This is a genomic window from Parabacteroides sp. HGS0025 (assembly GCF_000969845.1).
GTDB classification, from domain to species: Bacteria; Bacteroidota; Bacteroidia; order Bacteroidales; family Tannerellaceae; genus Parabacteroides; species Parabacteroides gordonii.
This window is the reverse complement of sequence record NZ_KQ033902.1, coordinates 3,745,276-3,769,562: the sequence shown is the minus strand read 5'-3', so window position 1 is coordinate 3,769,562 and position 24,287 is coordinate 3,745,276. Positions and strand designations below refer to the sequence as shown.

Annotated in this window: 22 protein-coding genes; 20 read left to right on the top strand and 2 right to left on the bottom strand. The window is 40.2% G+C overall.

Translation table 11 applies throughout. From position 1 onward, the window contains the following. Window positions 1-172: 172 nt before the first annotated feature. The 6 genes from HMPREF1212_RS14745 to HMPREF1212_RS26355 all read left to right on the top strand — a co-directional run bounded on the left by HMPREF1212_RS14745 (window position 173) and on the right by HMPREF1212_RS26355 (window position 7,282). Window positions 173-661: a Dps family protein gene (locus tag HMPREF1212_RS14745; protein ID WP_028727945.1), complete on the top strand. Its 489-nt coding sequence runs from the start codon at window positions 173-175 to the stop codon at window positions 659-661. A gap of 156 nt (window positions 662-817) precedes the next feature. Then, a complete protein-coding gene (locus HMPREF1212_RS14740) occupies window positions 818-1,771 on the top strand; it encodes a site-specific integrase (RefSeq protein ID WP_046149874.1) in 954 nt (317 codons plus the stop codon). A 632-nt stretch (window positions 1,772-2,403) separates the two neighbouring features. Beyond that, window positions 2,404-3,579 (top strand): glycosyltransferase family 4 protein, encoded by a 1,176-nt coding sequence (locus tag HMPREF1212_RS14730; protein ID WP_046149872.1) that lies wholly within the window; start codon window positions 2,404-2,406, stop codon window positions 3,577-3,579. Between the two features lie 310 nt (window positions 3,580-3,889). Then, window positions 3,890-4,777: an O-antigen ligase family protein gene (locus HMPREF1212_RS14725; protein ID WP_157317026.1), complete on the top strand. Its 888-nt coding sequence runs from the start codon at window positions 3,890-3,892 to the stop codon at window positions 4,775-4,777. Further along, window positions 4,774-6,501, top strand: coding sequence for an ABC transporter ATP-binding protein (locus tag HMPREF1212_RS14720; RefSeq protein WP_046149870.1), 1,728 nt, complete (start codon window positions 4,774-4,776; stop codon window positions 6,499-6,501). Before HMPREF1212_RS14725 ends, HMPREF1212_RS14720 begins: the two co-directional genes overlap by 4 nt. A 4-nt stretch (window positions 6,502-6,505) precedes the next feature. Next, window positions 6,506-7,282 carry a glycosyltransferase family 25 protein gene (locus tag HMPREF1212_RS26355; protein WP_028727950.1) on the top strand — a complete coding sequence of 259 codons (777 nt, stop codon included), beginning with the start codon at window positions 6,506-6,508 and terminating at the stop codon, window positions 7,280-7,282. Window positions 7,283-7,612: 330 nt separating this feature from the next. Here the strand turns inward: HMPREF1212_RS26355 and HMPREF1212_RS14710 are convergent, their stop codons facing one another. After that, entirely contained in the window at window positions 7,613-8,074 is a 462-nt protein-coding gene (locus HMPREF1212_RS14710) for a glucosaminidase domain-containing protein (RefSeq protein WP_046149869.1), read from the bottom strand. A gap of 8 nt (window positions 8,075-8,082) precedes the next feature. Further along, the gene (locus HMPREF1212_RS14705) at window positions 8,083-8,532 is read right to left on the bottom strand and encodes an HU family DNA-binding protein (RefSeq protein ID WP_046149868.1); all 450 of its coding nucleotides are present in this window, start codon (window positions 8,530-8,532) and stop codon (window positions 8,083-8,085) included. A 224-nt stretch (window positions 8,533-8,756) separates the two neighbouring features. Here HMPREF1212_RS14705 and HMPREF1212_RS14700 point away from each other — a divergent pair, with 224 nt between their 5' ends. The 14 genes from HMPREF1212_RS14700 (at window position 8,757) to HMPREF1212_RS14635 (ending at window position 24,215) form a co-directional block, all read left to right on the top strand. After that, window positions 8,757-8,999 carry a DUF4248 domain-containing protein gene (locus tag HMPREF1212_RS14700; protein WP_028727953.1) on the top strand — a complete coding sequence of 81 codons (243 nt, stop codon included), beginning with the start codon at window positions 8,757-8,759 and terminating at the stop codon, window positions 8,997-8,999. Window positions 9,000-9,106: 107 nt separating this feature from the next. Continuing rightward, window positions 9,107-10,849: an ATP-binding protein gene (locus tag HMPREF1212_RS14695; protein ID WP_046150412.1), complete on the top strand. Its 1,743-nt coding sequence runs from the start codon at window positions 9,107-9,109 to the stop codon at window positions 10,847-10,849. Between the two features lie 569 nt (window positions 10,850-11,418). Then, window positions 11,419-12,102, top strand: coding sequence for an acylneuraminate cytidylyltransferase family protein (locus HMPREF1212_RS14690; RefSeq protein WP_028727955.1), 684 nt, complete (start codon window positions 11,419-11,421; stop codon window positions 12,100-12,102). Window positions 12,103-12,107: 5 nt separating this feature from the next. After that, window positions 12,108-13,094, top strand: a complete 987-nt coding sequence (locus tag HMPREF1212_RS14685; protein ID WP_052725009.1) for a glycosyltransferase family 52 — start codon at window positions 12,108-12,110, stop codon at window positions 13,092-13,094. Between the two features lie 78 nt (window positions 13,095-13,172). Beyond that, entirely contained in the window at window positions 13,173-14,642 is a 1,470-nt protein-coding gene (locus tag HMPREF1212_RS14680; RefSeq protein ID WP_198293269.1) for a sialate O-acetylesterase, read from the top strand. Between the two features lie 171 nt (window positions 14,643-14,813). Continuing rightward, window positions 14,814-15,602 (top strand): SGNH/GDSL hydrolase family protein, encoded by a 789-nt coding sequence (locus HMPREF1212_RS14675; RefSeq protein WP_157317022.1) that lies wholly within the window; start codon window positions 14,814-14,816, stop codon window positions 15,600-15,602. 66 nt (window positions 15,603-15,668) lie between these two features. Further along, entirely contained in the window at window positions 15,669-16,712 is a 1,044-nt protein-coding gene (locus tag HMPREF1212_RS14670; protein WP_046149866.1) for an N-acetylneuraminate synthase family protein, read from the top strand. Between the two features lie 6 nt (window positions 16,713-16,718). Beyond that, window positions 16,719-17,846 carry a UDP-N-acetylglucosamine 2-epimerase gene (gene neuC / locus HMPREF1212_RS14665; RefSeq protein ID WP_046149865.1) on the top strand — a complete coding sequence of 376 codons (1,128 nt, stop codon included), beginning with the start codon at window positions 16,719-16,721 and terminating at the stop codon, window positions 17,844-17,846. 18 nt (window positions 17,847-17,864) lie between these two features. Continuing rightward, window positions 17,865-19,016, top strand: a complete 1,152-nt coding sequence (locus tag HMPREF1212_RS14660) for a hypothetical protein (protein WP_052349838.1) — start codon at window positions 17,865-17,867, stop codon at window positions 19,014-19,016. Window positions 19,017-19,026: 10 nt separating this feature from the next. Then, a complete protein-coding gene (locus HMPREF1212_RS14655) occupies window positions 19,027-20,184 on the top strand; it encodes a tetratricopeptide repeat protein (protein ID WP_046149864.1) in 1,158 nt (385 codons plus the stop codon). Between the two features lie 10 nt (window positions 20,185-20,194). After that, window positions 20,195-21,145: a hypothetical protein gene (locus HMPREF1212_RS14650; RefSeq protein ID WP_046149863.1), complete on the top strand. Its 951-nt coding sequence runs from the start codon at window positions 20,195-20,197 to the stop codon at window positions 21,143-21,145. Between the two features lies 1 nt (window position 21,146). Then, the gene (locus tag HMPREF1212_RS14645) at window positions 21,147-22,616 is read left to right on the top strand and encodes an MBOAT family O-acyltransferase (RefSeq protein WP_028727960.1); all 1,470 of its coding nucleotides are present in this window, start codon (window positions 21,147-21,149) and stop codon (window positions 22,614-22,616) included. A 58-nt stretch (window positions 22,617-22,674) separates the two neighbouring features. Continuing rightward, the gene (locus HMPREF1212_RS14640) at window positions 22,675-23,622 is read left to right on the top strand and encodes a glycosyltransferase family 10 domain-containing protein (protein ID WP_046149862.1); all 948 of its coding nucleotides are present in this window, start codon (window positions 22,675-22,677) and stop codon (window positions 23,620-23,622) included. Between the two features lie 143 nt (window positions 23,623-23,765). Continuing rightward, on the top strand, window positions 23,766-24,215 hold the full coding sequence (locus tag HMPREF1212_RS14635) for a hypothetical protein (protein WP_046149861.1): 450 nt from the start codon (window positions 23,766-23,768) through the stop codon (window positions 24,213-24,215). Window positions 24,216-24,287: the final 72 nt, after the last annotated feature.

Sequence of the window (24,287 nt, the reverse complement as noted above, 5' to 3'; positions counted from 1 at the left end):
GTATATCTTTTTCTCTATATAACTATGTAATAGTAATAAACGAGGTGAGACTGTGTTGATAGATTTTATCTATGTTATGATAGTAATTATCTGTTTGACAGGTGTTTATATCTGCTGTATCTTTGCAGTACAAGAAAAACAAAAACGTATAACAATTAAAAAACAAAAGAATATGAAAACATTAGATTATTTGCATTTAGATGCATCAGCAGCAAACAAAGTAGTAGAATCATTACAGCAGTTATTAGCCGATTATCAGGTGTTTTATACAAACCTTCGCGGTTTCCACTGGAATATTAAAGGACACGGTTTCTTCGTTCTTCACAGTAAATTTGAAGATATGTATAACGATGCAGCCGAAAAGGTGGACGAACTGGCAGAACGTATCCTGATGTTGGGTGGTGTACCTGTAAACAAATTCAGCGAATATCTGAAAGTGGCAAAAGTGAAAGAAGTATCAGGCGTATCCTGCGGCGACGAAGCCCTGGAAAATATTCTGAGCACTTACGGCCAGTTTATCGCTGAAGAACGTAAACTACTCTCCCTGGCTTCTGAAGCCGGAGACGAAGCTACGGTTGCGCTGATGAGCGATTATCTGAAAGAACAGGAAAAATTAGTTTGGATGTTAGTAGCTTATTCCACTTGCGATTGCAAGAAGTAAGAAGAATTAAGTATAAGTATTAATAATTCATTCGTTGCGTTAGGAGAGGATACCGTGAGGTATTCTCTCTTTTTGTCTTTCAACAGCTTTCGGGTAAGAAGAAACCAAATATCGCTTATATTTGTTTTTTTATTTCTAATTCAAAAATAAGATTTTATGGTAAAGACACAAAACAAAGAAAAGATAGCTCATGGAAATTTGTTGAGCTATATGGTTTATCTTGAAAAAGATAAATGTGCATCGGGAAAGAATGGAACTGCTGCTATTTATAAAGCAACACGTAACAAGTTATCTTTATTTGTCGGTAAGGATAAATTGAATCTGAAACGTATAAATACTCAATTGGTAAACAGCTTTGTCGATTATTTGCAATCGATCTCTTTAAGCCATAACTCAGTCAGTAATTACGCCAGTGCATTTCGGAGTGTATATAATAGTGCCGTTTCAGAGAATTTGGTTACTCCCAAAGAGAATCCTTTTCAGAAACTTCATTTACGTCCTATGCCATCATATAAACGTTCGGTAGGAATAAATGTAATAAAGGAAATGATGCAAATGGATTTGGGAGGGAATAAACGGTTGGATTTTGCCCGCGATCTTTTTCTCTTCAGTTTTATGGCATGTGGTATGACCTTTGTGGATCTGGCGCATTTAACCCGGAAGAATCTGCATGGGAATGTACTGGTTTATTATCGTATAAAGACCAAAACGGAAATACGTGTTACCATCACTCCGGGTATGCGTTATTTACTGGAAAAGTATTCAGAAGCGGAGTCTGAGTTATTGTTTCCTATATTGAAATCAGTGGATGCTTCTTATGAGACTTATAAGGTGGCTTTGAGAACCTATAACCGCCGTTTGGGTAAAATAGGAAATCTGTTGAATAGCCCTGTAAAACTAACCTCCTATGTGGCGCGCCATTCCTGGGCAATGTGTGCAAAAGAGAACTCTGCATCGGTGGCAGTAATCGGTCAGGCATTGGGGCATACTTCTGAACGAACAACAAAATTTTATCTGAGTGATCTGGATCAATCGGAGATAGATCGTGTTAATCTGAAAATCATTGGCTTTGTGGAAAAGTGGATGAATAAACGGAAGTCTAAAAGTTGACGCTTATTTATGGAATAAGGGTCATTGCCAATAAATAGGTAGCGAAAAATAACGATTATTCTATACCCTATACTACCAAATGGCTTGAAATTCCTATTGGGTGCAAAAGTAAAAAAAATTAATTGATAAAATTCTATCAGAAAGATATTTTGTGCTTTAAAAAATACTAATATTAAAAGAAAGCTATTGATTTTTACATAAAAGCAGGTATAAAACTGCTAGAAATGAAACTGTTATGAAAAACAATATCTGCCGCTAAAATTCTTTTAACTGAATTTAGCGCGAACATAAACATCGTAGGAAATTCTATTTTGACATTTATTTAAGAAATCTCCGGGTTTGCAAGACTATTTTACTAAATAAATTATTATTCTCTCCTTTCTCAGTACTTCACGATACATTATTTCCGAATCAGAGTTGTCCTGTACTTATTTTAAATTATGCATACTGTGTGAAGCAATTACTTTTTGCCTTCTTTTTTATTATAATATCTAGTATAATGCTGAAATATAGTGATTTAAACCCAATGACCCTTATTCCATAAATAAGGGTCAAAAACAAAAGCACTAGTATGTCGCCCGTAGGAATGGGACTGACCACCTTTGTTATATAGACACTTAAACAATAAATACATGTTAATATCCTCATTTTTAGCTGTTTTGAGTATTATTTACGGCGAGCCGTTGAAAAGTAGAATCTCGATATTTCTTTGTCTGATTTTGTCATTTATATTTTCGTCAATCTTTCTACCGCAGATACTGAAGGTCTCCAAGCGAAAACGGTTGTATGATATTCCTAATAGCCGGAAAAGTCATGAAGAGAAAATACCCCGTTTAGGTGGCATCGCTTTTTTTCCATCCATTGTTCTGGCAATGTCGTTGGTCGTAGGTTATCGTCATCTGATTGGTTTCCCGATGAATGAACAATTAACAGGACATATCTTATTGGAGTTTTTATTTTTGTCGGCAGGCTGTCTATTCCTGTTCATGGTAGGCGTCGAGGACGACCTGATCGGTGTTCGATATCGCAAAAAGTTTATTACCCAGTTTCTTGTCGCTTCCTTACTTCCCATATCCGGTTTTTATCTGACTAATTTATATGGTTTATTCGGTTTATACGAATTGCCGGCTTATGTTGGCGTTCCGTTGACTATTCTGCTGATTGTATTTATTACAAATGCGGTGAACCTGATAGATGGCATAGACGGTTTGGCAGGCGGAGGGAGTACCTTTTCTTTTGTTGTGATAGGCTGGATGTTTTTTCAGAAAGGATTATGGTTGTATTCGATGCTGGCTTTTTCGGCAGCCGGATGCCTGATTCCATTTCTTTATTTCAATATATGGGGGCGTGCTTCCAAAGGAACAAAAATGTTTATGGGGGATGCCGGTTCTTTATCGTTGGGGTTTTTGTTATCATTTTTAATAATTAAGTTTCCCGCTTATATCTCAGAAACAGAGCCTGACGTAAAGAACTTGGTTATCCCCTTTACCTTATTATTTATTCCGATGTTCGACGCTTGCCGGGTGATGGTCGTGCGTGCGATACATCATCGCCCGCTATTTCTGGCCGACCGGAACCATTTGCACCATAAATGCCTGGCAGCGGGCCTGACACATCTTCAGGCAACAGAACTGGTGCTGGTATTTACGATCGGTTTATTGCTCCTGAATAACTGGTTGGCAGATATCTGTAATATAAATGTATTGCTGGTAGTCGATTTACTTTTGGGGATAGGGTTGAGTAAATCATTGAATGTATGGATACGGCATTCCCAAAAGGAATCGTTGTCTGAGAACAAACCTTGTTGATTATATATACGGAATGGAGAAGATACTTTTCTGGCTTGTTTTTTTGACCTCTTTAACCAAATGTGTCAATCGTTTTCTGGTTTTACCCGATGTAATCTATTATGGTATTTATCTGGGGTGTTTCATTTGGTTGCTGTTCCGAGGTGGGATAATTGTTAATAAGAAATATCTTTTTTTTATTTCGGCGGTTTTTTTCTCTATTTGGCTGAATGATATACCGGCTTTATTTAAGGTCTCAGCCCGTACGTTTGCCTTTTTTAGTCTGGTTTTTATGGTAGGCCCTTTTTTTGTAAATAACCGGTTAATTCGTATGCGACGGCTTTTATTCATCCAGACTTTACTTGTCCTTCGTTGGATTGTATTGCTTTCATTCCTGTTGAAATTTATAGCTCCCGACCAGGTTACCAATGATTCGGGATTTTGCGGACTGACTGCCCATTCGATGGTGTTATCTCCTTTAGCCGGTATTTGTATTTTATACAGTCTCTACCGGTTTCATTTCTCGGAAACTCGTCGGGAGCTTTATAAAGAATCTGCCTATATAGGCATTAGTTTTCTGGTTTTATTGTTAAGCGGTTCCCGGGGAGCTTTAGCTGCGACAGTAGTCGGTGTGGCTTTCTTTTATATCCGTTTATACAGGCGCCAAATGGGCAAAATGCTTCAAGCGGTTTTGTTTATTCTTCTTTTGGCTGTATCCACATCAGCTCTCTGGTGGCCTTATACGGAAAGGCTTCGTCAGAAAACAGAAACGAGTAGGAAGAATGGGGGAACTGTAGCCTCCCGTGAAGGTATCTGGCAGGACCGGATAGACGAATTTACCGCCTACCCATTGTTTGGTGTGGGATTTTCCAGTTTTAACCTGGATTATATTCAGAGCGAACATACGATAAACCGACATACTGGTACGATAGAGCCGGGAACCAGTTGGCTTTTTCTTTTATCATCTATGGGACTGTATGGCTTTCTTTCATTTTTTTTACCCTTTGCTTATGGTATATATATACTTTTCAAAGAGTTGGATACAGGACTGAAAGGAGGATTGTTAAGTTCTATGATGATTTTGTTTTCTGTACATATGCTTATTGAAGGGTATATCACTGCTTCCGGAGCTTATCTCTGCTTTTTATTATGGCTTAGTTTATCCGAAAGCGAACAAGTTTTACAACCAACTACTAACAAAAAACTTTTATCAGCATGATATTTTTTATTCCTTCGGTTATAATCCGTTTATACAAACTGTTACCCCGGATATATAGAATGCGTATCTGGATGACAGGAATGACTATTTTTCTTATGTCTGTTTTTGATCTGCTGGGTACAGGGGCATTACTTCCCATCCTATTATTGGTGTTGGATGAAAAAACGATCGATAAGAATGAATATTTATCCGGGATATACCAATGGGGGGAGTTTACTGATTTTTCATCCTTTGTGTTTTTTATTTGTGCTTCTATCCTGTCGTTTACAATTGTCCGGGTAGTGTTCTGCACATGGCTGTTATACATGCAGAACAAGCGTTTGTTTACTATCTCCAGCTATTTGTCCCTGCATTTGTATAACTATTATTATCAAAAAGGTTTTTTGTATATCAAGCGACATAACAGTCTAACTTTGATCAATAAGGTCAATGGTATCTCAGATAATCTGATACTCGGATATTTGGTTCCTTATACCCAATTGATTTGTGAATGTGTGGTTATGTTGTCTATTCTGGTAGGTTTGATACTGTTCAATGTCTATGTTTTTCTATTAGTTTTGTTAACCTTTATTCCAATTACCTCAATATATTATCGTTTTTCCCGTTCCCGTATGGAGGTTTACGGAAACATGTTATTCCGGTTAATTCCTTTGAAAGGAAAATTGTTACAGCAAACCTTTGTCGGCTATACGGATATGGAAATGAGCCATTCTTTTTCGAAAAGTTTCGGCGGTTTTCAGGATTTAATGATCAAACAAAATCGGATTAATGTACGGCGTTTATTATTGAATGGATCTTTACAAAAAGCATTGGAGATTGCAATTGTTTGTTCGTTGGTTGTATTGATTCTGGCCACCCGGTTTTTTGAATTACCCTCTTTGGGACTGATAATAGGTTTGTTTGCGATAGCTGTTTATCGTGTCCTTCCCGGCTTGGTTCGCAGTTCCGGATTTATATTCCAAATGAAAGGAAATTCATTTGCTTCCGAATTATTGAGTGACCTGGAAGCAGAGCAAAAAGAAATACATGTATTGGATCAACAGCTACTAGATTTTCAAGATGTCATATCGATTCGCTCTCTTTCGTTTTCTTATGATAAAGAGGTGCAGGTGTTAAAAGATATATCCCTGGATATTCATAAAGGCGACTTTATCGGTTTTCGTGGAGAATCGGGTTCTGGAAAATCGACTTTATTCCACCTGTTACTGGGTTTTCTTCAACCGGATGCAGGAGGTATTTATGTGGATGATGTTCCCCTGTCGGCAGATAGATTGGAATCGTGGAGGCGTAAGATAGGTTATGTTTCCCAACAATTATTTATGGTTGAAGGTACTTTGTTGGAAAATATAGCGATGGGAGTGGATGGAGTGGAAATCGACAGGGATCGAGTCGGGGAGGCAATCCGTTTGGCATCGTTGGATAGTTTTATTAAAACCTTACCGCATGGTCTGGATACCCCGATAGGAGAAGGAGGATGTATGCTTTCGGGCGGACAACGCCAACGGCTCGGTATTGCACGCGCTTTGTATAAACAGGCAGAAATATTGATGTTCGACGAAGCAACCTCTTCTCTGGATGAAACGACGGAGCATGCCATCAATGATGCGATTGTCCGGTTGTCGGAAGAATGCCCCGGATTAACTCTGTTGGTCATTTCCCATCGTTCGGAGTCATTGGCTGTTTGTCGTAAAATAGTAGATCTGAAGGACTTGAATAAAATATAGCGGGATGGAGCAGACATATATAAAAACATACGTAATCAACCTTCCGAAAGATACAGAGCGTCGGATTTACATCACTAAAGAAATAAGTAAAATAGCTTATCTTGATATTGAGTTTGTAGATGCGGTAGATGGTAGAGAGCTCGGAAAAGAAAAACTCAGTGAAAATTTTGATTTCAAAAAAAGTAAGAATTATCAGTCTTATGATTTATTATTGGGTGAGGTTGGCTGTACTTTGAGTCATTTAGAGTGTTATAAAAAATTACTTGCATCAGATCAGGAGTTTGCTCTGATTGTTGAAGATGATATAGGTTTTAAATGGAATGAGCCGTATGATGATATATTGAAAATAAGTGCTCGTTATATTAGGAGTAAAAAACCTTTAGTTTTATTGAATTTCGCTTTTTTCGATTATATGGGAAAAGGTATTTCAGTTAAAGATAATTATAAAATATATAAGACATATAAGGCGGCATCTGCAACAATTTATTTTATTAACAGACAAGCTGCAAATATGATTGTATCAGCCGGACCTCCTTTTTGGGTTGCAGACGATTGGAGTTTATTTCGTAGGAAAGGAATTCGCATTGATGCTCTGTATCCCTCGTTTGTTTATCATAATGATAACTCTTGTTCTTCGATCGGTTCTGAAAGAAAAAAACGGACGCTAAGATTTCCTCGTTCGTGGATGGAGTTTCGTGTTCTGGCAGATGAAGGTTTCCGGATACTACTAAAGAAATTGGGTATAATGAAACATAAGGAATTTATCCGTTATCGTGAATAGAAAACAAGGAAGATATGTCGTTGTCCGCATGCCTTCCCTGTTTAAATACTCTATGCCAGGAGTTTCATCAGATACCCGCTTGCTGCGCAGACGATTAATGCCCATCCCATCATATTTTCGGGGGAGGGGGAGTTTTCCGGTAAAGCGAGAGTATCGTTCCGATGGCAGCCAGGGCCACTTCCGTGTTGCGGAGAAAGAGTGCCAGTGTGGCTACTATCGCCAGGCTCAGGCTGATGGCATTGATGCCTCCCTTTTCCCCGAAAGATCAGACGAGTCACGGATAACAAAAAGTCGAAGATAACTTTTAAAGTGTTCATAATAAAGAATAGTTTAATGTGTAATATCAGGCATTATACCGGTGATATAGGTACTGATGCTAACCAGCATCTTTTGATAGTCAGTCCGATTGTCGCCGTTCATTTCACTGATGTAGTGGCTGTATGAAATCTCTTTGGCATACGCTTCAGGATGATAACTCATAGCGGCTGCGAACGGATAAGCCGTAGTAATCAACCGGGCAAAATCGAAGAAACTCTGCTGCGGCATTGGGTAAATACGAAACTGGAGATGCGACTTTTCTCCCGGTTCTGTTTTACCGCCATTCCAATAAATATTGGATTTGCCATAGCCGGTAATACCGAAGTAGTTGTGATACACTTTGCAGAGATCGCTTTCGCCCCAGCCGCTTTCAACAGCCGCCTGGGCAAGGATAACGACCGGATTCAGTTTGTAATGTTCTCCGGCTGCTTGTGCAGCCGGAAGAAACTGTTGGATAAATTCTTTTTTATGCATAATATGGATTATTCGATCACCGGTCTGTCATCGTCCGGAGTAGAAGGTGATGACTTTTCGGTAGATAACGGTTTAATTTCTTCATACGTAGCACTCTTGCGAATGTCGTTCAACATGGTTCCCGGAACATACACGATACGTGCATTCTTGAAAAGAGAAGTGTCGAAATCATCGACAGTGGCAGCTCCTTTGCTGCCGGCTACCATGCGGAAATTACCCAGGCGGCCCATCTGGATGATATCGCCTTCTTCCAGACGCTCCTGCATGACAGACAGAAGGCCTTCGACTACCAGCATGACATCACCGATAAAAGCAGTGCTTCGCATGGCGATCATGTCGCAAAGCTTTTGAAAACTGACTTTTTTCAACGAACGGATCTGTCCATAATACAATTTATCTCCCTTAGCAGCATCTTTGCTCATATCGGGACGTTCTACTACATGAAAATTTAATGACATAACTTTGATAATTAATGATGAATAACTAATAATGAATAATTGTTGGTTATCGATAACAATTCAAAGGTACGACAGGCGGGAAGGGGCAAAATGGGATGTGATAGGATAGGATGGAATACGGGAAAATATAATGAAATATCGTTGAATTTAATGGGATAAGATGTTGTTTATATGGCGTTTATTTTGTAAATTTAAAACATAAAACCAATAAAATAATATCTGATATGAACACCGACAATTATCCCGAAGAAAAGAAATTTGAGATCAGAACGTATGGCTTTACAGAGCTCGCCATGTTGTATAACCCGACATTGCAACCGGCTTCAGCCGCCAATGCCCTGAGACGATGGATCAATTATAATCCCAAACTATCTGCCGCCCTGGAAGAAGCCGGTTGGATAAAAGGACAGCGCAAACTCACCCCGCTGCAAACCGAACAGATGCGGCGCTTTCTGGGGGAACCCTGAGAATTGAAATTAAGAATTTAAAATTAGACAGTACATACGGTTTAATTATTTATCTTTGTGTGACTACTACCCGAAAGAGTAGGTGAAATTATAGAATGAAGAAAGATATGGCAAAGAAAATACCTTATGGATTGACGGATTATGTTCGTGTTCTTACGGAAAATTATTATTATGTAGATAAGACACGATATATTGACGATTTGGAAAAGACGGCAGCTTTCCTGTTTTTGATCCGTCCGCGTCGCTTTGGAAAGTCTTTATTCCTGAGTATGCTTTACTGTTACTATGATGTGAGATATGCTGATAAATTTGACGAGTTATTCGGCAATCAGTACATCGGTAAACATCCTACCGGTGAGCAAGGAAAATATCTGGTGCTATATTTCAATTTCAGTGCCGTTCGTGGTACGGGACAAGCGTTGGAAGATAATTTCAATGGTTATGCTAAAATTCAGATGGAGGGTTTTGCCGATCAATATGCTTCGTATTTTGAACCGGGTTTCCCAAAAGAAATCAGGGAACTGAAGACGGCAGCCGATCAGTTGAACTTTATTGGTAAACGTGCCGCTATGCTAGGGGTATCTATTTATCTGTTGATCGATGAATATGATAATTTCACCAATACGATATTATCCAGTGAGGGTAATAATGTGTATCGTGCCCTGACACATGATTCAGGTTTTTATCGCGGATTTTTCAATATTGTCAAAGCAATTACTACCGGGCCGGATGCACCTGTTAAGCGAATGTTCATTACCGGTGTGTCGCCTGTAACGTTGGACGATGTTACGAGTGGGTTCAATATCGGGACGAATATAACGACTGATGAGCAATTTAATTCGATGGTAGGTTTCAGCGAATCGGAACTATTCGATATGCTATCTTATTATCAATCGGAAGGAATGCTGGCTGATCCTATCGATGATATTGTCCGGATGATAAAGCCCTGGTACGACAATTATTGTTTTGCCAAAGAATGCATTGGTCAGACGATGTATAATTCGGACATGGTTCTCTATTTTCTGAATAATTATCTGCAGAAAAAACGTCCTCCTTCCGATATGCTGGATCGTAATATTCGTACGGATTATAGTAAATTGCGTCATTTTATCCGTATCGACAAGATGCAGGAAGAAGGTCGTTCGGTTATAACCCGCCTGATCGATACCGGCGAGGTGAACGGGAATGTGATTAAAGATAGTTTTCCCGCAGAGAATCTAGCTGATCCGGGTAATTTTGTTTCTTTATTATACTATTTCGGTCTACTGACTTATGACCGGGTGGAGTATGGAGAAACAATAATGAAAGTTCCCAACCTGGCTGTTCGCGAACAGATTTACAGTTACCTGGTAGAAGCGATGAAAGAACGTGAATCGGTCGTTTTTCCGTTTATGGAATTATCCGATCGTATGCGTCGTATGGCCTATTTCGGAGAATGGGAAGCAGCCTTGGAATTTTTTGCCAAACAAGTAGATAAGAAAGCTGTCCTTCGCGATGCGATCTATCAGGAAACGACCATTAAGACATTAATGGTGGCTTATATGGGGTTGACGGATTATTTTATCATCTGGCCGGAATTTGAAGCGGGTCGCGGTTTTTCTGATCTTTATTTAATGCCTAATCTGGCTAATTATCCGGATATGCAGTATTCATACCTTATAGAGTTGAAGTTTCTGAAACGGGACGATACGACAACGAAGGTAGAGTCGTTGATACAAGAGGCAGAAACACAATTACGTCGTTATGCCTCCGATGAAAAGGTACTTGCCAGTACCGGTAATACCCGCCTGCGTCTGCTTGCTGCAGTTTACAGAGGTTGGCAGCCGGAGGCTTTACGCGAATTTGAATAGTCGATTAACATCTGAATTAGAAAATATTGAACCTACTTTTGGCTTGATCCAAAAGTAGTCAAAAGATCAAGGCTGCACCTGGTTCGCTACTCCGCATCCTACGTTCGCTGTCGCCTCCGAACTCGCTTCGCTCAGACAGCGGATGCTCCGACCGCTCACTCCGGCTGCTACGCTTTACGCTCGCCAGCTGATGCCTTTCCAAGGAAGCTCCGCTTCCTCTAAGGATTGCCGATACAGCCTGTTATAAAGGTGTCGGTATCGGCCATCCCCAAAGAACGTTTCGCGTTCTCCGAAAGGCCTTCGGCGGGTGAGCGTCCGCGAAGGGGAAAGACGAAGCGTCAGGAGGCTGCGCTGTTTGAGCGAAGCGAGTTCGCAGACGACAGCGTAGTCTTTCACCGTAGCAGCGAAGCCGGTGTAGCCTTGAACTTTTGGTTACTTTTCTTTCAAGAGAAAAGTAACATTCACATCTGTCAATAATTGAACCATTGCTATCTACTAAAGATTAAACCAAATCTTGAACTACCGACTACTTCCTTCCGCTACGAAGGAAAGACAAACTCTGAATTAATATGAAATATGTTACAGTAATCCCCGCTCGCGGCGGGTCGAAACGTTTTCCTGGGAAAAATATATATCCCCTGGGAGGAATCCCTTTATTGGCTCATTCCATCCTTTATTCCCGAAAGGTTCTACCCGATACGGAAGTATATGTATCGACAGACAATGAGGAAATCGCAGAAGTGGCCCGTCGCTATGGGGCAGGAGTTATCGAACGGCCGGAAGAACTATCGGGCGATCGGTGTTCGACCGATTCGGCTTTGCAGCATGCTGCAATCGAACTCCTTTCCTACCAGAAGGAGTTCGATTATATGATCTTATTGCAAGCTACGAATCCTCTTCGCCCGGATGGAATGATGGAAGAAGCATTACAAACGATAGAGACTGGTATATACGACAGCCTGTTTACGGTATCTCCTTTAGTTCGTAAGCTGGGGCGTTTGACAGATGGCCGGTTTATTCCCTGGAACTTTACATTCGGACAACGCAGTCAGGATATGGAACCGCTTTATTTTGAGAACGGATTATTATATATCAGTCATAGGGAATTGATCCTGAAAAGTCGTATCCGGGGGGAATCGTTATATTCATTGATTGTCGATCATTCGTTCGGCTATCTGGATATCGATACGCAGGAAGATTTTGAAATGGTAGCCTATTATAGTCATAAATATAATAAAGAAAAAATCAAATAAATAAGATGAATCTGTTAGATCGTTATAAGACAATAGTTTATCTCCCCAATCCCTATGCATTGTTGCAATATTATTTACTTGCTCCCTGTAAGGAAGAGGAAACTTTATTTTTCTTTCATGAAAAGTTTCCGGTATCTATCGTACAACGTATATCCGGGGCAAAGATATTATCTGAAAAAAGGAAATTCCGCTGTGCTTCCTTGCTGACAATCTATTGGTTTGCATTACGGAATCGCAATCTGCCTGTTTATTTGGGGGGGTGGTTACATTTCACCAATTTATTTATAAGGCTGTTTAAACATCTATTTTATTTGGAAGATGGAACACTTTCTTACGAAGCCGTAACGGAGCCGGAGTATCAGGTTACAAAAAAAGAAAAAGTGCGGTGGAGAAGATGGATGTATGGCGATACATATCCTCCTTTCGGATTAGCGGATGGTGTTGAATGTATTTATTTAACCGGTATTTTACCCATACCGGATATTATCCTTCCCAAAACAAAAGTAATCGACTTAAAATCATTGTGGCAACGAAAAAGCCCGACAAAGAAAAAAAAGATACTGGATGTTTTTATGTTTGAAGAAAACACTCTTGAATTAATGAAAGCATGCGATACACTTCTGTTGACTCAACCCTTTAGTGAATATTCATTAGTTTTTACCGAATCGGATAAGATAGAGGTTTATCGCAGGTTGCTTGCCGGTCAGGATGAATCGAAAGTGTTGATCAAAGTTCATCCGTATGAAAAAACGGATTATTCCGTTTATTTTCCTTCGGCACAAATCCTAAATACACCTTGTCCGTTGGAATTACTCCTGTTGCAGGAGATTACTTTACATAAAGTGATTACGGTAAATTCAACAGCTGTGTTCAGTCTGGGAGATGGAATTGAAAAGGTTATTTCCGGATATGACGTTACTCCTGCCTTGATAGAGGAAGCGAAAAGGCGTAATATTTACAATGGCATCTCAAATAAACAAGTAACAAGATAGTCAATAACCGATATGCTCAGGCGAGTGTTAAGCATAATAAAGAGAACGCTTTATCCATTTTATTTCAACCTGAAGTGTGTGAATAAAGAACGTGTGCGAGGTCTAAAAATGTCACCGTTATATGCCGACGGGATGATCTTGCAATGCAATAAACCCCTTCGGATACAGGGACAGGCTTGTTCCGGAGAATGGGTAACAGTCCGTATAGCCGGACACATGCAACAAACCTGTTGTCGGTCTGACGGCAGATGGGAGGTCGTATTGGAGGCTATTCTTCCCGGCGGTCCTTTCCGGATGGAAGTAAGTACCCCTAAAAAGCAACTGGTTTATAAAGATGTGTATGCCGGAGAAGTCTGGCTTTGTTCGGGACAAAGTAATATGGTCGTAACTATGCGGAATTATCTACCTGAAAATAGAGATCCGAATAATCGGGTTCCATACCGTTACTTCAGTTTGTATCCATTTGCTCCCACTTATCCGGGTAAATGGGCCTGGGGAGTGAACCGTTGTATAAACCGGTACCGTTATATATCGTATACAGGTTGGCGGGAATGTCGTAGTCCTTTTTTAGGAGATTTGTCTGCTATTGCCTATTATTATGGGGAAGAATTATCTTCCCGTTTGGGTATTCCGGTCGGTCTGATTGTCAATCCGGTGGGAGGAACAGCTGAATATTGTTGGATTGAACGGCACGTTTTACAACAGGAGTTTCCCGAAATATTGAGTAACTGGTATGAAAACAGTCGGGTAACAGAATGGATGAAAGAGCGGGCAATAGAGAATATAGGGAAAAGTGTACCGGAACAGGAACAATTGCATCCGTATCATCCCGGCTATTGCTATGAGGTATGTATCCGTCCGATAAAAGGGTATCCGATCCGCGGATGTATCTGGTTTGCCGGTGAAAGTAGCGCCCAGTTGAACGATTCAGTTCAGTTTGAACGTTTACAAGAACTGTTGATTCGTAGTTGGCGGACAGATTGGGGAGAATGTTTTCCTTTTAATTATGTGCAATTACATGGCGTGAATTATGAGAATGCATTTGGAAAAGGGACAAAGTATTATTATTCTGAAATCCGGGAGGCGCAGCGTAAATTGCTGAAGAAAATACCTTATGTCGGTATGGCTGTCTCTTACGACTTATCGGTTGAAGATAATGTTCATTTTAAAAATCGTCGACCTATGGGTGAACGCCTCGCTCGTCTGGCATTGCATTATACATACGGACAGAAAGATGTTGTACCATGCGGCCCTCTGCCTCGTGAAGCATGGCTTCACGAGAACTTAATACGTATTAAGTTCGATTTTGCTTCAGGGTTGCAAACCTCGGACGGAGCTTCAGTACAGACGATGAAGGTGGCAGGAGCAGATGGTAAATTTTATCCTGCCGACGGAAGAATAGAGGAGGAGCAATTGCTTGTCGCCTGTCCGGAAGTGCAGTCTCCCTGCCGGGTTCATTATGCATTCGACGCATATCCCTGTCAAGCCAATCTGGTCAACGGCGACGGTTTACCTGCAGTAGCATTTGAAATAGAAATAACTCAGTAAAAATATCAGGAAACTTATATGAAAAACGAGCTCTGTATATTATTTTTATTAAGTGGAATTCCTGTTTTATTAATTTTACTTTACCTATTGTCATATATGGCGGATAAAGGTTTAAGAAATTGCAAATTGCTGGTATACCAGCAATGGAATCGATTCGGTGAAATCGATTCCATGAGTAATCTGCTAGTTATGGGAAATTCGCGTGCCTCTTGTCATATCGATCCGGAAATCCTCGATACTTATTTGCCGTTCCATTCTTATAATCTGGGTTTAAACGATGGGGGAATGGATGCAGTTTTACATGCGTGGCATCTTTACCGAATGCATATAAAAAAGGTACCTTGTGTAATCTTGTTGAGTATGGACTGGACGACTTTGGATATATCCAATATTCCGTCTATACGGATAACTGAATACCTGCCTTGGTGTAGTGATCCTGCCTGGCGAACTATAATATCAAAAACCGGTTTTACTTTTGCCGACAAAGTGGTCCCTTTATGGAAATATCGGCATCACAGACATTTTTTATCGAAAGGCCTCAAGGAATATACGGGAATTCAACGAAGCGGTTATGGGCGCGATATAATGTCTTACGAGCGAGGTTATATTTGTCTGGACGATAAAGTTCCTATGAGAGAGGTGAAACCGTTGGATGAAATTGTTTTGGATTTCAGTTCGCTTGACTTGTTTTTTCAGATGTGCCGACAGGAAAATATAATAGTAATTTGTTTTTATAGTCCGGTATATAGTTCTTATCGTAGCCAATGGGAAATATCTACCCGTACTTTAATTTCTGATCATATCCGGCATTTTGACATACCTTTTCTGGATTATTCGGAAAGAGAGGAGAATTCCGATTCTTCTTATTTTAAGGATAATATTCATCTGAACCGTAAAGGGGCTGCCTGGTTTACCCGATTATTGGCACAGGATGTAGCTTCTGTATTGAAAATAGCATAATCAGAGCTTTAGTACAAAAAAGAAAGCTTGTAGGGATTATTGATAAAAAACAAATCAATATATAATATGGAAAACGAATTGCTCATAGCCGGTCGGCCTGTTGGACCGGCATATCCTCCTTTGATCGTAGCCGAATTGGGTATCAATCATGAAGGCTCGTTGCAGACCGCATTCGAGATGGTGGATGCAGCAGCACGTGCAGGCGTGGAAGTGTTGAAACATCAGACGCATATCGTAGAGGATGAAATGTGCGGAGTGGCAAAACAGGTAGTGCCCGGCAATGCGGATGTATCCATCTATGAAATAATGAATCGTTGCGCACTTTCGGAAGAAGATGAAACCGCGTTGCAGAAATACGTACAGTCGAAAGGCATGATCTTTATCAGTACCCCCTTTTCACGTGCGGCAGCCGATCGCTTGCAACGGATGGATGTACCGGCGTTCAAGATAGGTTCGGGAGAATGCAATAATTATCCTTTGCTGGAGCATATCGCCCGGTTCCATAAACCGGTGATATTGTCTACCGGAATGAATACGATCGACAGTATTCGTAAAGCGGTAGATATTTTTAAAGAATATCATGTACCTGTAGCTCTTTTGCATACAACGAATCTTTATCCGACTCCGGCCAATCTGGTTCGTTTGGGAGCCATGCAGGAAATGGCGGAGGCTTTTCCCGGTTATGTATACGGCTTGTCCGACCATACGACAAGCAACCTGGCCTGTCTCTCTGCCGTTGCCCTGGGTGCCTCGATTGTAGAACGTCATTTTACCGACCGGATGGATCGTCGTGGGCCGGATATCTGTTGTTCGATGGATGAACAGGCAACACGCGAACTGATAGAGCAAAGCCGTATGATCTATTCGATGCGTGGCGGACATAAAGGACCTTTACCGGAAGAACAGATAACGATCGATTTTGCTTACGCAACAGTCGTTACGATCCGTCCCGTAAAAAAAGGCGAATGTTTTACTCGGGAGAACCTTTGGGTGAAGCGTCCCGGCGTGGATGGTATCCTGGCCGATTCGTATGAAAGTATATTGGGGAAGAAAGCAACTGTGGATATCGATGAAGATGTTCAGTTACTGTATGATATGATTGAGAAATAAAAAAGTATGAAACGTATCTTGTTTGTAACCGGAACGCGTGCCGATTTCGGAAAGTTGAAGTCGTTGATAAAGATACTGGATAGCCATCCGGATTTTGAAGTTTCGATTTTTGTTACCGGTATGCATATGCAGAGTTTGTATGGATCGACTTATCTGGAGGTAGAGCGTTGTGGTTGTAAAAGAATTTTTAAGTATCTGAACCACACATCCGAAGCAACAATGGATCTGACCCTGAGTAAAACCATCGATGGGCTGTCTACTTATCTGAAAGAAAATCGGGCCGACCTGATTGTCGTTCACGGTGACAGGGTGGAAGCTCTGGCGGGAGCTATCACCGGTAGTTTAAATAATATCCTGGTTGCCCATATCGAAGGAGGAGAATTGTCAGGCACGATCGATGAATTGATCCGTCATGCGGTCAGCAAACTGAGTCATATCCATTTTGTGGCTAACGACAAAGCCCGGTGTCGTTTGATACAGATGGGAGAACAGGAAGAGTCTGTTTTTGTGATCGGTTCTCCTGATATGGATGTCATGTTTTCCGATGAACTACCGGCTCTGACTACAGTAAAGGAATACTACGAAATACTTTATGATAACTATGCTATCGTGATGTACCACCCGGTAACTACGGAGTACGATCGAACTGCCTTGCATGTCAATCGGCTGGTAGAGGCTTTATTGAAGGATACACATAATTATGTTGTGATCTATCCAAATAACGACTTGGGATCGCATCTAATACTGGATACCTATGAACGGTTAAAAAAACATCCTCGTTTCCGCCTGATCCCTTCGATGCGCTTTGAATATTTTTTATCGTTGCTGAAGAATGCGGAGTTTATTGTCGGCAATTCGAGTGCCGGTGTCCGTGAAGCTCCGGCTTACGGGGTTCCCTGTATCAATATCGGCAGCCGTCAACAGAATCGGGCCAGTTCTTCTTTTATCTGTAATGTTCCCGAAGATCCGGAGCATATACTGACGGCTATCTCCGGTATCGGGCCGATAGCGGTAAAACCGGAATATACTTTTGGCAAAGGTAGTAGTGCGGAGAAGTTTCTGGAACTGTTGAGTTCTCCTGCTTTTTGGGGTATTTCCCGGCAAAAGCAATTCAGGGATCTAGATAAAATTTAATACACTAAGTATAGTAATATGAAAAAGGCTCCGTGTACATGTCCTTTATGTGTAAAAGGGGATTATAATCCGGTCGACTATATGGTCGATTTGTCCGAATTGGAGAGAGAGCGTCTTTGTGGTGTAAGTGGTTTGATGCGTGTAAAAGATGAAGCCCGTTGGGTGGCTCAAAGTATCGATAGCTGTATAGCTGCATTGGATGAACTGATCATTTGCTATCAGGAAAGTACGGATGGAACAGAGGAAATAGTAGAACAAAAAAGGTTGCAATATCCGGATAAAATACGTACTTTTTTCTATGCACCTCCGGTATATACCCATAATCTTTCAAAAGAGGACTTTCAATATGCGGTGGGGCTTCCAGAAGATTCTGTTCATTTGTTAAGTAATTATTATAATTATACCTTATTGAAGGCCCGCTACCGGTATGCCGTGAAAATAGATGCCGACCAGATTTATTTTTCAGACCGGTTGAAGCGACTTTGCGATGCTTATCGGAATGAGTTGCAACAGAAGATTACTTTGGGTGAATATATGGCAGATAAATATCTGGAAATATTCAGAATCATATTGGGTATGTCTTTCAATATGTTTTTTTTGCGGTTAATTGATTTTCTTCCATTTCAAAAAACAGTGTTCAGACAATATAACGCATACCTGTTTAAACAGGTATGCCGGATAAAATGTATGACCATTTTATCCGGCATAAATTTGTCTAAGAAAAATGGTAAATGGGGCATAGCAGGATTCAAGGAAAATATAGGTACCTCTTTAGCTTTTAATGGTTCTGGAGATACTTTTATATTTCAGATATCCGATCATACCTTTTTTTCCCCTATGTATCAAACGTATGACCCGAAAGAAGTAACGTATAAAATCGTATATAATGATTATTATAAAAAATATCGGATCATTGAAAGGTTTCATCATAATAATTGCTTATCCCTGTATGGCGGATTTTGTTGGTATCATATGAAATTTGCAGATTGTGAAGAAAGTGAAGGCCATTTGATAGACCAAAAAGTTGAATTGGTTGATTTTTTTAAGATGTCTCTATACGATCTGATAAAAGGCAATATACTGGATATAAGGAAATATCATTTTAAATATCATTTGTTTTCATTTGTTTATGATAAAAATATACCACCTGTTAACCAAATAATAAAATAAATAACAAATCATGAGAAAAAGAATTTTAGAAGGAATAGCCGGCTTTGGTTTGCTGGCCGTTCTGCCGGCTTGTCATACACAGGAACAAGCAGTGACAAACGACATTTATGAAGTAGCAAGTCAGGTGCAAGCAGCTTCGGGAGAAGATAGTAATATTACTGATCCGGCCGGACTGCCGGCTAGAAGCATCCTGATCCCCCAATTGCAAATCGATGCCCAGTCTGTTTACAACCGGATGATCAATTATATCACTCCGGATGAAGAACTGGCTCCGAAGGTGGTTTCCCAACTTCTTTCTGTGTATATCGATTATCCGGCAGGAGGCGTATCGGTCAATCCCAAATACGGCAATAACCGGGCTGAACTGACAAAACTGGAAGAACATCTGAAACCCCTTTTACAATCGGGTAACGGTGGTGTAACGAGAATCCGTATTACCGGATATGCTTCTCCCGACGGTAGTACGAAGGAAAATGAACGCCTGGCCGGAAACCGTTCCATCCTGTTCAAGGCCTATTTGCAGAAACAATACAACTTGCCTGATAATGGCCTGGTTACAGTCGATTGGGTTGGTGAGGATTGGGACGGTTTAAAAGAACTCATTGCTAAATCGGATAAGAAATATAGCGGCCGTGTTCTAGCTATATTTCAGCTGACCGACGATCCTGATAACCGCCGTAAACAAATTAAAGCAATGGATAACGGAGCTGTATATAAAGACATTGAAAAAAGTTTTTTCGGCCGCTTGCGGCGTATGGAACTGGCTGTGGAGACAGAGTCGCAGACTGTTCCGGTTAACAATCCTGACCTGATAGAACAAATTTACAGCCAACCGGAAAAGGTTGCTTTGACTGACTTTATCCGTGCCGCTTCCCTGTACCGTCCGGGGACAGATCAATATCGTGAAGTATACGAGTTGGCTGCTTACACCTATCCATCGTGTGCTGTAATCCAATTGAATGCCGCTGCTGCTGCTTTATCGCAGGGGGATAAAGAGTCTGCCCGTTACTTCTTCAATCAGGCCGGTAGAGATCGACGCGCTTATAATAATCTGGGTGTATTGTCATTGATGGATGGCAATAAAGAAACGGCAACAGCTTATTTTCGTAAATCACTTCCGCAGAATCCGAGGCTGGCTCGTGAGAATCTGAGGATAGTAAATGAATAAAAAAAGGTAAATGAAAAAATTTTTGTTACATAGTTTGCTTTTTCTTTTTCCTTTGGTTATCGTTACTTGTTTATACGACTTTTTAGTCGGTCAATATTTGAAAAAGAGCGATGCTATACTTTACAAAAGATGGAACATGCTGTATAATCCTATAGAAGCGGATGTTCTGGTTGTCGGTAATTCACGTGCCGGATGCCATGTCGATCCATTGTTAATAGACAGTATTCTGCATGTGAAATCTTATAATTTAGGGGTATCAGGGGGGCCGATTGAAATATCGGATGTGGCATGGAAACTTTATCGTTCTCATAATAATAAAAAACCCCGGTTGATTCTGTGTAATATCGATTTTCTATGGCTGGGAGCATATCATATGTCTTACTCTTCCATAAAAGAAGATTATCTGATTTTTTTGAATGACCCCTACTTTTCTGAACTGACAGAAGAAATGGATATTTCTTTTTTCGATTTATATGTTCCCGGTATGAAATATAGGGGAAATAGCAAGCTTGTGCTGAATTTTTTGAAAGATAAAATCGATTCGCCAAAAAATGAATATGTTATTTTTAGAAAAGGTGCAGTCTTGCTGAAACAGGAAATGATGGAACTAGGGCTTTTATCAGAGAGTCGTGTTTTTGAAAGGGGAGTAAAACGTATAGATATGTTTTATCGTTTTTTGGATGAATGTCAGGGAGAAGGGATACAGGTCGTTTTGTTCAAAAGTCCGATACAGCAGATTGCCTATAAGGATTTATCGAATATAGAAGATTCGTTTTTGTTGATAGACAGCGTCTCTTCTGTTCGTCGACTACCCTTGTTGGATTATACTGATTTTATGATCGAAGATAATTCTTGTTTCTATGACCCTGTTCATTTGAATTATAAAGGTGCAGAACTTTTTTCTGTCCGTTTGGCGCATGACGTTGATTCTTTACTAACTGAGATGAAAATAAGATTGTAATATGCTGTTCAATTCCATGGAGTTCGGGGTCTTTCTTCCGATTGTGTTTTTACTGTATTGGTTTGTCTTCGGCAGGAACCTTAAATTACAGAATTTGTTTATTGTCGCTGTCAGTTATCTGTTTTACGGATGGTGGGACGTTCGTTTTTTGTTCCTGATCGCACTGACTACACTGGTGAGTTTTATATCCGGCCGGCTGATCGCTTATTTCCGGAAAAAAGATTCCGGAAAAGCGGATCGTTGGTTTAACAACCGTGCGTGGCTGGTTAGCGTCGGCAATATTATATTTAATCTGGGTATCCTGGGCTATTTCAAATATTATGATTTCTTTGTAACGAGTTTTGTGGAGGCTTCCCATTTGCTGGGAATATCCTTGCAGGTCCGTACGCTCGGTCTGGTCTTGCCGGTAGGCATCAGTTTTTATACATTCCAGGCATTGAGTTATACGATCGATGTATATAAGGGAAAAATGGAAGCAACGAATGATATTGTTTCGTTTTTTGCTTATGTCAGTTTCTTCCCTCAATTGGTAGCCGGTCCTATCGAAAGAGCAACACAGTTGTTGCCACAATTCTATAAAGAGCGGATCTTCTCTTATCCGGCAGCTGTTGATGGTTTGCGGCAGATTTTATGGGGATTGTTTAAGAAAGTGGTAGTAGCCGATAGTTGTGCGGCTTTTGTAGATCAGATTTATGCGGACTATATCACAAAGCCGTCTCTTAGCTTGATTCTGGCCGCTGTTTGCTTCTCTATTCAGATTTATTGTGATTTTTCCGGCTATTCGGACATAGCGATCGGTACGGCCCGGCTGTTCGGTATTCGCCTGATGAAAAACTTTAATGTGCCTTATTTCTCACGTGATATAGCAGAGTTCTGGCGGCGTTGGCATATTTCGCTCACTACCTGGTTCAGGGATTATGTTTATATACCTTTGGGCGGTAGCCGAGGCAATCGTTGGCAGAGTGTTCGTAATACATTGATCATATTTACGCTTAGCGGGTTCTGGCATGGGGCAAACCTTACATTTTTGTTTTGGGGGTTTTTTAATGGTTTGTTGTTCCTGCCTCTATTGTTGGGAAAGAAAAATCGCAGGCATATCGATATGCCTGGCGAAGGCAAAGTTTTGCCTTCGCCAGGCGAGGCCGTATCCATATTTTGGACTTTTATACTGGTGACGGTCGGTTGGATATTCTTTCGTTCGGAGACGATCACTCAAGCGTTTGATTACTTGTCGAAGATATGTAGTTTCTCATCTGTGGCAGACTGGTCTTTGGCTTTAATCCCTAAAAAAATATATTTTTTTATCCTGGTGCTATTCTTGTGCGAATGGTTTCAGCGTGATAAGGATCATGTATTACAAATAGATATGTTTCCCCGTTGGGGGCGGTATATGGTTTATTACAGCATTGTAATGGCCCTTTTCTTTTTAACGAAGCTGGAGGATGTACCCTTTATTTATTTCCAGTTTTGAATCTGCATTAGCACATTATTATACGTCAAATTGTGAAACTCTATTATTTTGAAATATAATGAAGAAAAAGATTCGTTGTTATTTTATTGACTTTTGGCCGGGATTTGATTACAAATACCATTTGAATTTTTTATTATCTGAATACGATATAATAATCGACAAAGAAAATCCGGATTACCTTTTTTATTCTTGTTTCGGATATGAACATTTACGATATAATCGTTGTATAAAGATATTTTATTGTGGTGAGAATCTGATCCCTGATTTGAACCTCTGCGATTATGCTGTAAGCTTATCTGAAATTCAGTGTGGCGACCGTACGTTTACGAATCGGTTATTCGGCTGCCAGAATAATTATTCTCCGGATTTGAATATGGAGGAATTACTCAATCGTAAATTCTGCAATTTTGTTTATTCGAATAATAGGAATGCAGATCCTTTTCGTGAAAAGATATTCAATGCCCTGTCAAAATATAAACGGGTCGATGCGGGAGGGACTTTCCTGAATAATATGGGAGAAAAGGTAAAGGATAAATATTTGTTCCTGAAAGAATATAAATTTACTTTGGCGATCGAAAATTCAACTCAACCGGGTTATGTGACGGAGAAGATTTTTGATCCGTTTAAGGCACAGTCATTGCCGATATACTGGGGGAGCCCCAGTATCAGTTCGAACATTCGTTCGAACTCGTTTGTCAATCTAATGGATTTTTCGACTATAGAAGAGATGGTGGAAGAAATAATCCGCTTGGACAACGATGATGCCGCCTACCTGAAAAAAATAACTACTCCTTTCTGGCCATATGGAAATAGTTTCATGGATTATTATAATGGCGAAAGAGAAAAGCAACTGGTCTTTTTCCGAAATATATTCGATCAATCTTTATGTGAAGCTTACAGACGGACAGAATATGGATATGTACAAAATATGATTAAAGAATTGATTATAGAAAAAAAAATATGGAGTTATTTAAAAAAGTTTGCAAAGAAAATAATCCGTAAATGAAATAGGTATGTTTTGAAATGTTAAGACTAGACTTTTGAATTCAAAAGTACCTTATTTTAAAGTCAAAAGTACATACATTTTTAGCAGGTAAAGCATTCTCTTCCGGGCATAAATGATCTGTTTATGCAAAAATTTTTTATCAAATGTCGGGAGGAGGGGATCAGCTGTCTTTTCCTGCCTTTAGAATTAATATTCAAAAACAATCCGACCCGGTCGGGAAGATTGTCGAATGCGCCGTTTTCCTGCGTACTACCCATCTGGTGAAAGAGAAAAAGACATGGCAAAAGTTTTCAAAACGTTTCTTTGAAGTGTATCGACCTACGATACTCGAATATTTCGGGTACCGGCCGGATGTGCTGGAGGTAAAGAAGGTGAAAGTAAACGACTCCCGGTTATTTATGGCTGTCATGACAGCCCTGTTAAAGACGGGGCGGTTCGATTGCCAGGCAAAAGAACTGGCGGTAGCGATCGATTCTGTATTCGATCCGGATCTCAAATATTCCAGCATATTGCAGGGTTTGTATGACAACTTGCTGGAATATGAGTCTGTTTTAAGTTTTTTTACCGATTATAAGAAGAATGATTTCAAGTAATAATTAGTTAACACGCTTGGAATGAGGATGCTTTATTCTGCTTTCCTTGTATTTTTATAAAAACCGCAGCCG

Coding starts and splice junctions, on each gene's coding strand:
- HMPREF1212_RS14650 (WP_046149863.1), top strand. CDS start 20,195: ATGAAAAAATTTTTGTTACATAGTTTGCTTTTTCTTTTTCCTTTGGTT.
- HMPREF1212_RS14740 (WP_046149874.1), top strand. CDS start 818: ATGGTAAAGACACAAAACAAAGAAAAGATAGCTCATGGAAATTTGTTG.
- HMPREF1212_RS14690 (WP_028727955.1), top strand. CDS start 11,419: ATGAAATATGTTACAGTAATCCCCGCTCGCGGCGGGTCGAAACGTTTT.
- HMPREF1212_RS14670 (WP_046149866.1), top strand. CDS start 15,669: ATGGAAAACGAATTGCTCATAGCCGGTCGGCCTGTTGGACCGGCATAT.
- HMPREF1212_RS14710 (WP_046149869.1), bottom strand. CDS start 8,074: ATGCATAAAAAAGAATTTATCCAACAGTTTCTTCCGGCTGCACAAGCA.
- HMPREF1212_RS14705 (WP_046149868.1), bottom strand. CDS start 8,532: ATGTCATTAAATTTTCATGTAGTAGAACGTCCCGATATGAGCAAAGAT.
- HMPREF1212_RS14645 (WP_028727960.1), top strand. CDS start 21,147: ATGCTGTTCAATTCCATGGAGTTCGGGGTCTTTCTTCCGATTGTGTTT.
- neuC (WP_046149865.1), top strand. CDS start 16,719: ATGAAACGTATCTTGTTTGTAACCGGAACGCGTGCCGATTTCGGAAAG.
- HMPREF1212_RS14640 (WP_046149862.1), top strand. CDS start 22,675: ATGAAGAAAAAGATTCGTTGTTATTTTATTGACTTTTGGCCGGGATTT.
- HMPREF1212_RS14660 (WP_052349838.1), top strand. CDS start 17,865: ATGAAAAAGGCTCCGTGTACATGTCCTTTATGTGTAAAAGGGGATTAT.
- HMPREF1212_RS14700 (WP_028727953.1), top strand. CDS start 8,757: ATGAACACCGACAATTATCCCGAAGAAAAGAAATTTGAGATCAGAACG.
- HMPREF1212_RS14655 (WP_046149864.1), top strand. CDS start 19,027: ATGAGAAAAAGAATTTTAGAAGGAATAGCCGGCTTTGGTTTGCTGGCC.
- HMPREF1212_RS26355 (WP_028727950.1), top strand. CDS start 6,506: ATGGAGCAGACATATATAAAAACATACGTAATCAACCTTCCGAAAGAT.
- HMPREF1212_RS14725 (WP_157317026.1), top strand. CDS start 3,890: ATGCGACGGCTTTTATTCATCCAGACTTTACTTGTCCTTCGTTGGATT.
- HMPREF1212_RS14730 (WP_046149872.1), top strand. CDS start 2,404: ATGTTAATATCCTCATTTTTAGCTGTTTTGAGTATTATTTACGGCGAG.
- HMPREF1212_RS14745 (WP_028727945.1), top strand. CDS start 173: ATGAAAACATTAGATTATTTGCATTTAGATGCATCAGCAGCAAACAAA.
- HMPREF1212_RS14685 (WP_052725009.1), top strand. CDS start 12,108: ATGAATCTGTTAGATCGTTATAAGACAATAGTTTATCTCCCCAATCCC.
- HMPREF1212_RS14675 (WP_157317022.1), top strand. CDS start 14,814: ATGAGTAATCTGCTAGTTATGGGAAATTCGCGTGCCTCTTGTCATATC.
- HMPREF1212_RS14695 (WP_046150412.1), top strand. CDS start 9,107: ATGGCAAAGAAAATACCTTATGGATTGACGGATTATGTTCGTGTTCTT.
- HMPREF1212_RS14635 (WP_046149861.1), top strand. CDS start 23,766: ATGTCGGGAGGAGGGGATCAGCTGTCTTTTCCTGCCTTTAGAATTAAT.
- HMPREF1212_RS14720 (WP_046149870.1), top strand. CDS start 4,774: ATGATATTTTTTATTCCTTCGGTTATAATCCGTTTATACAAACTGTTA.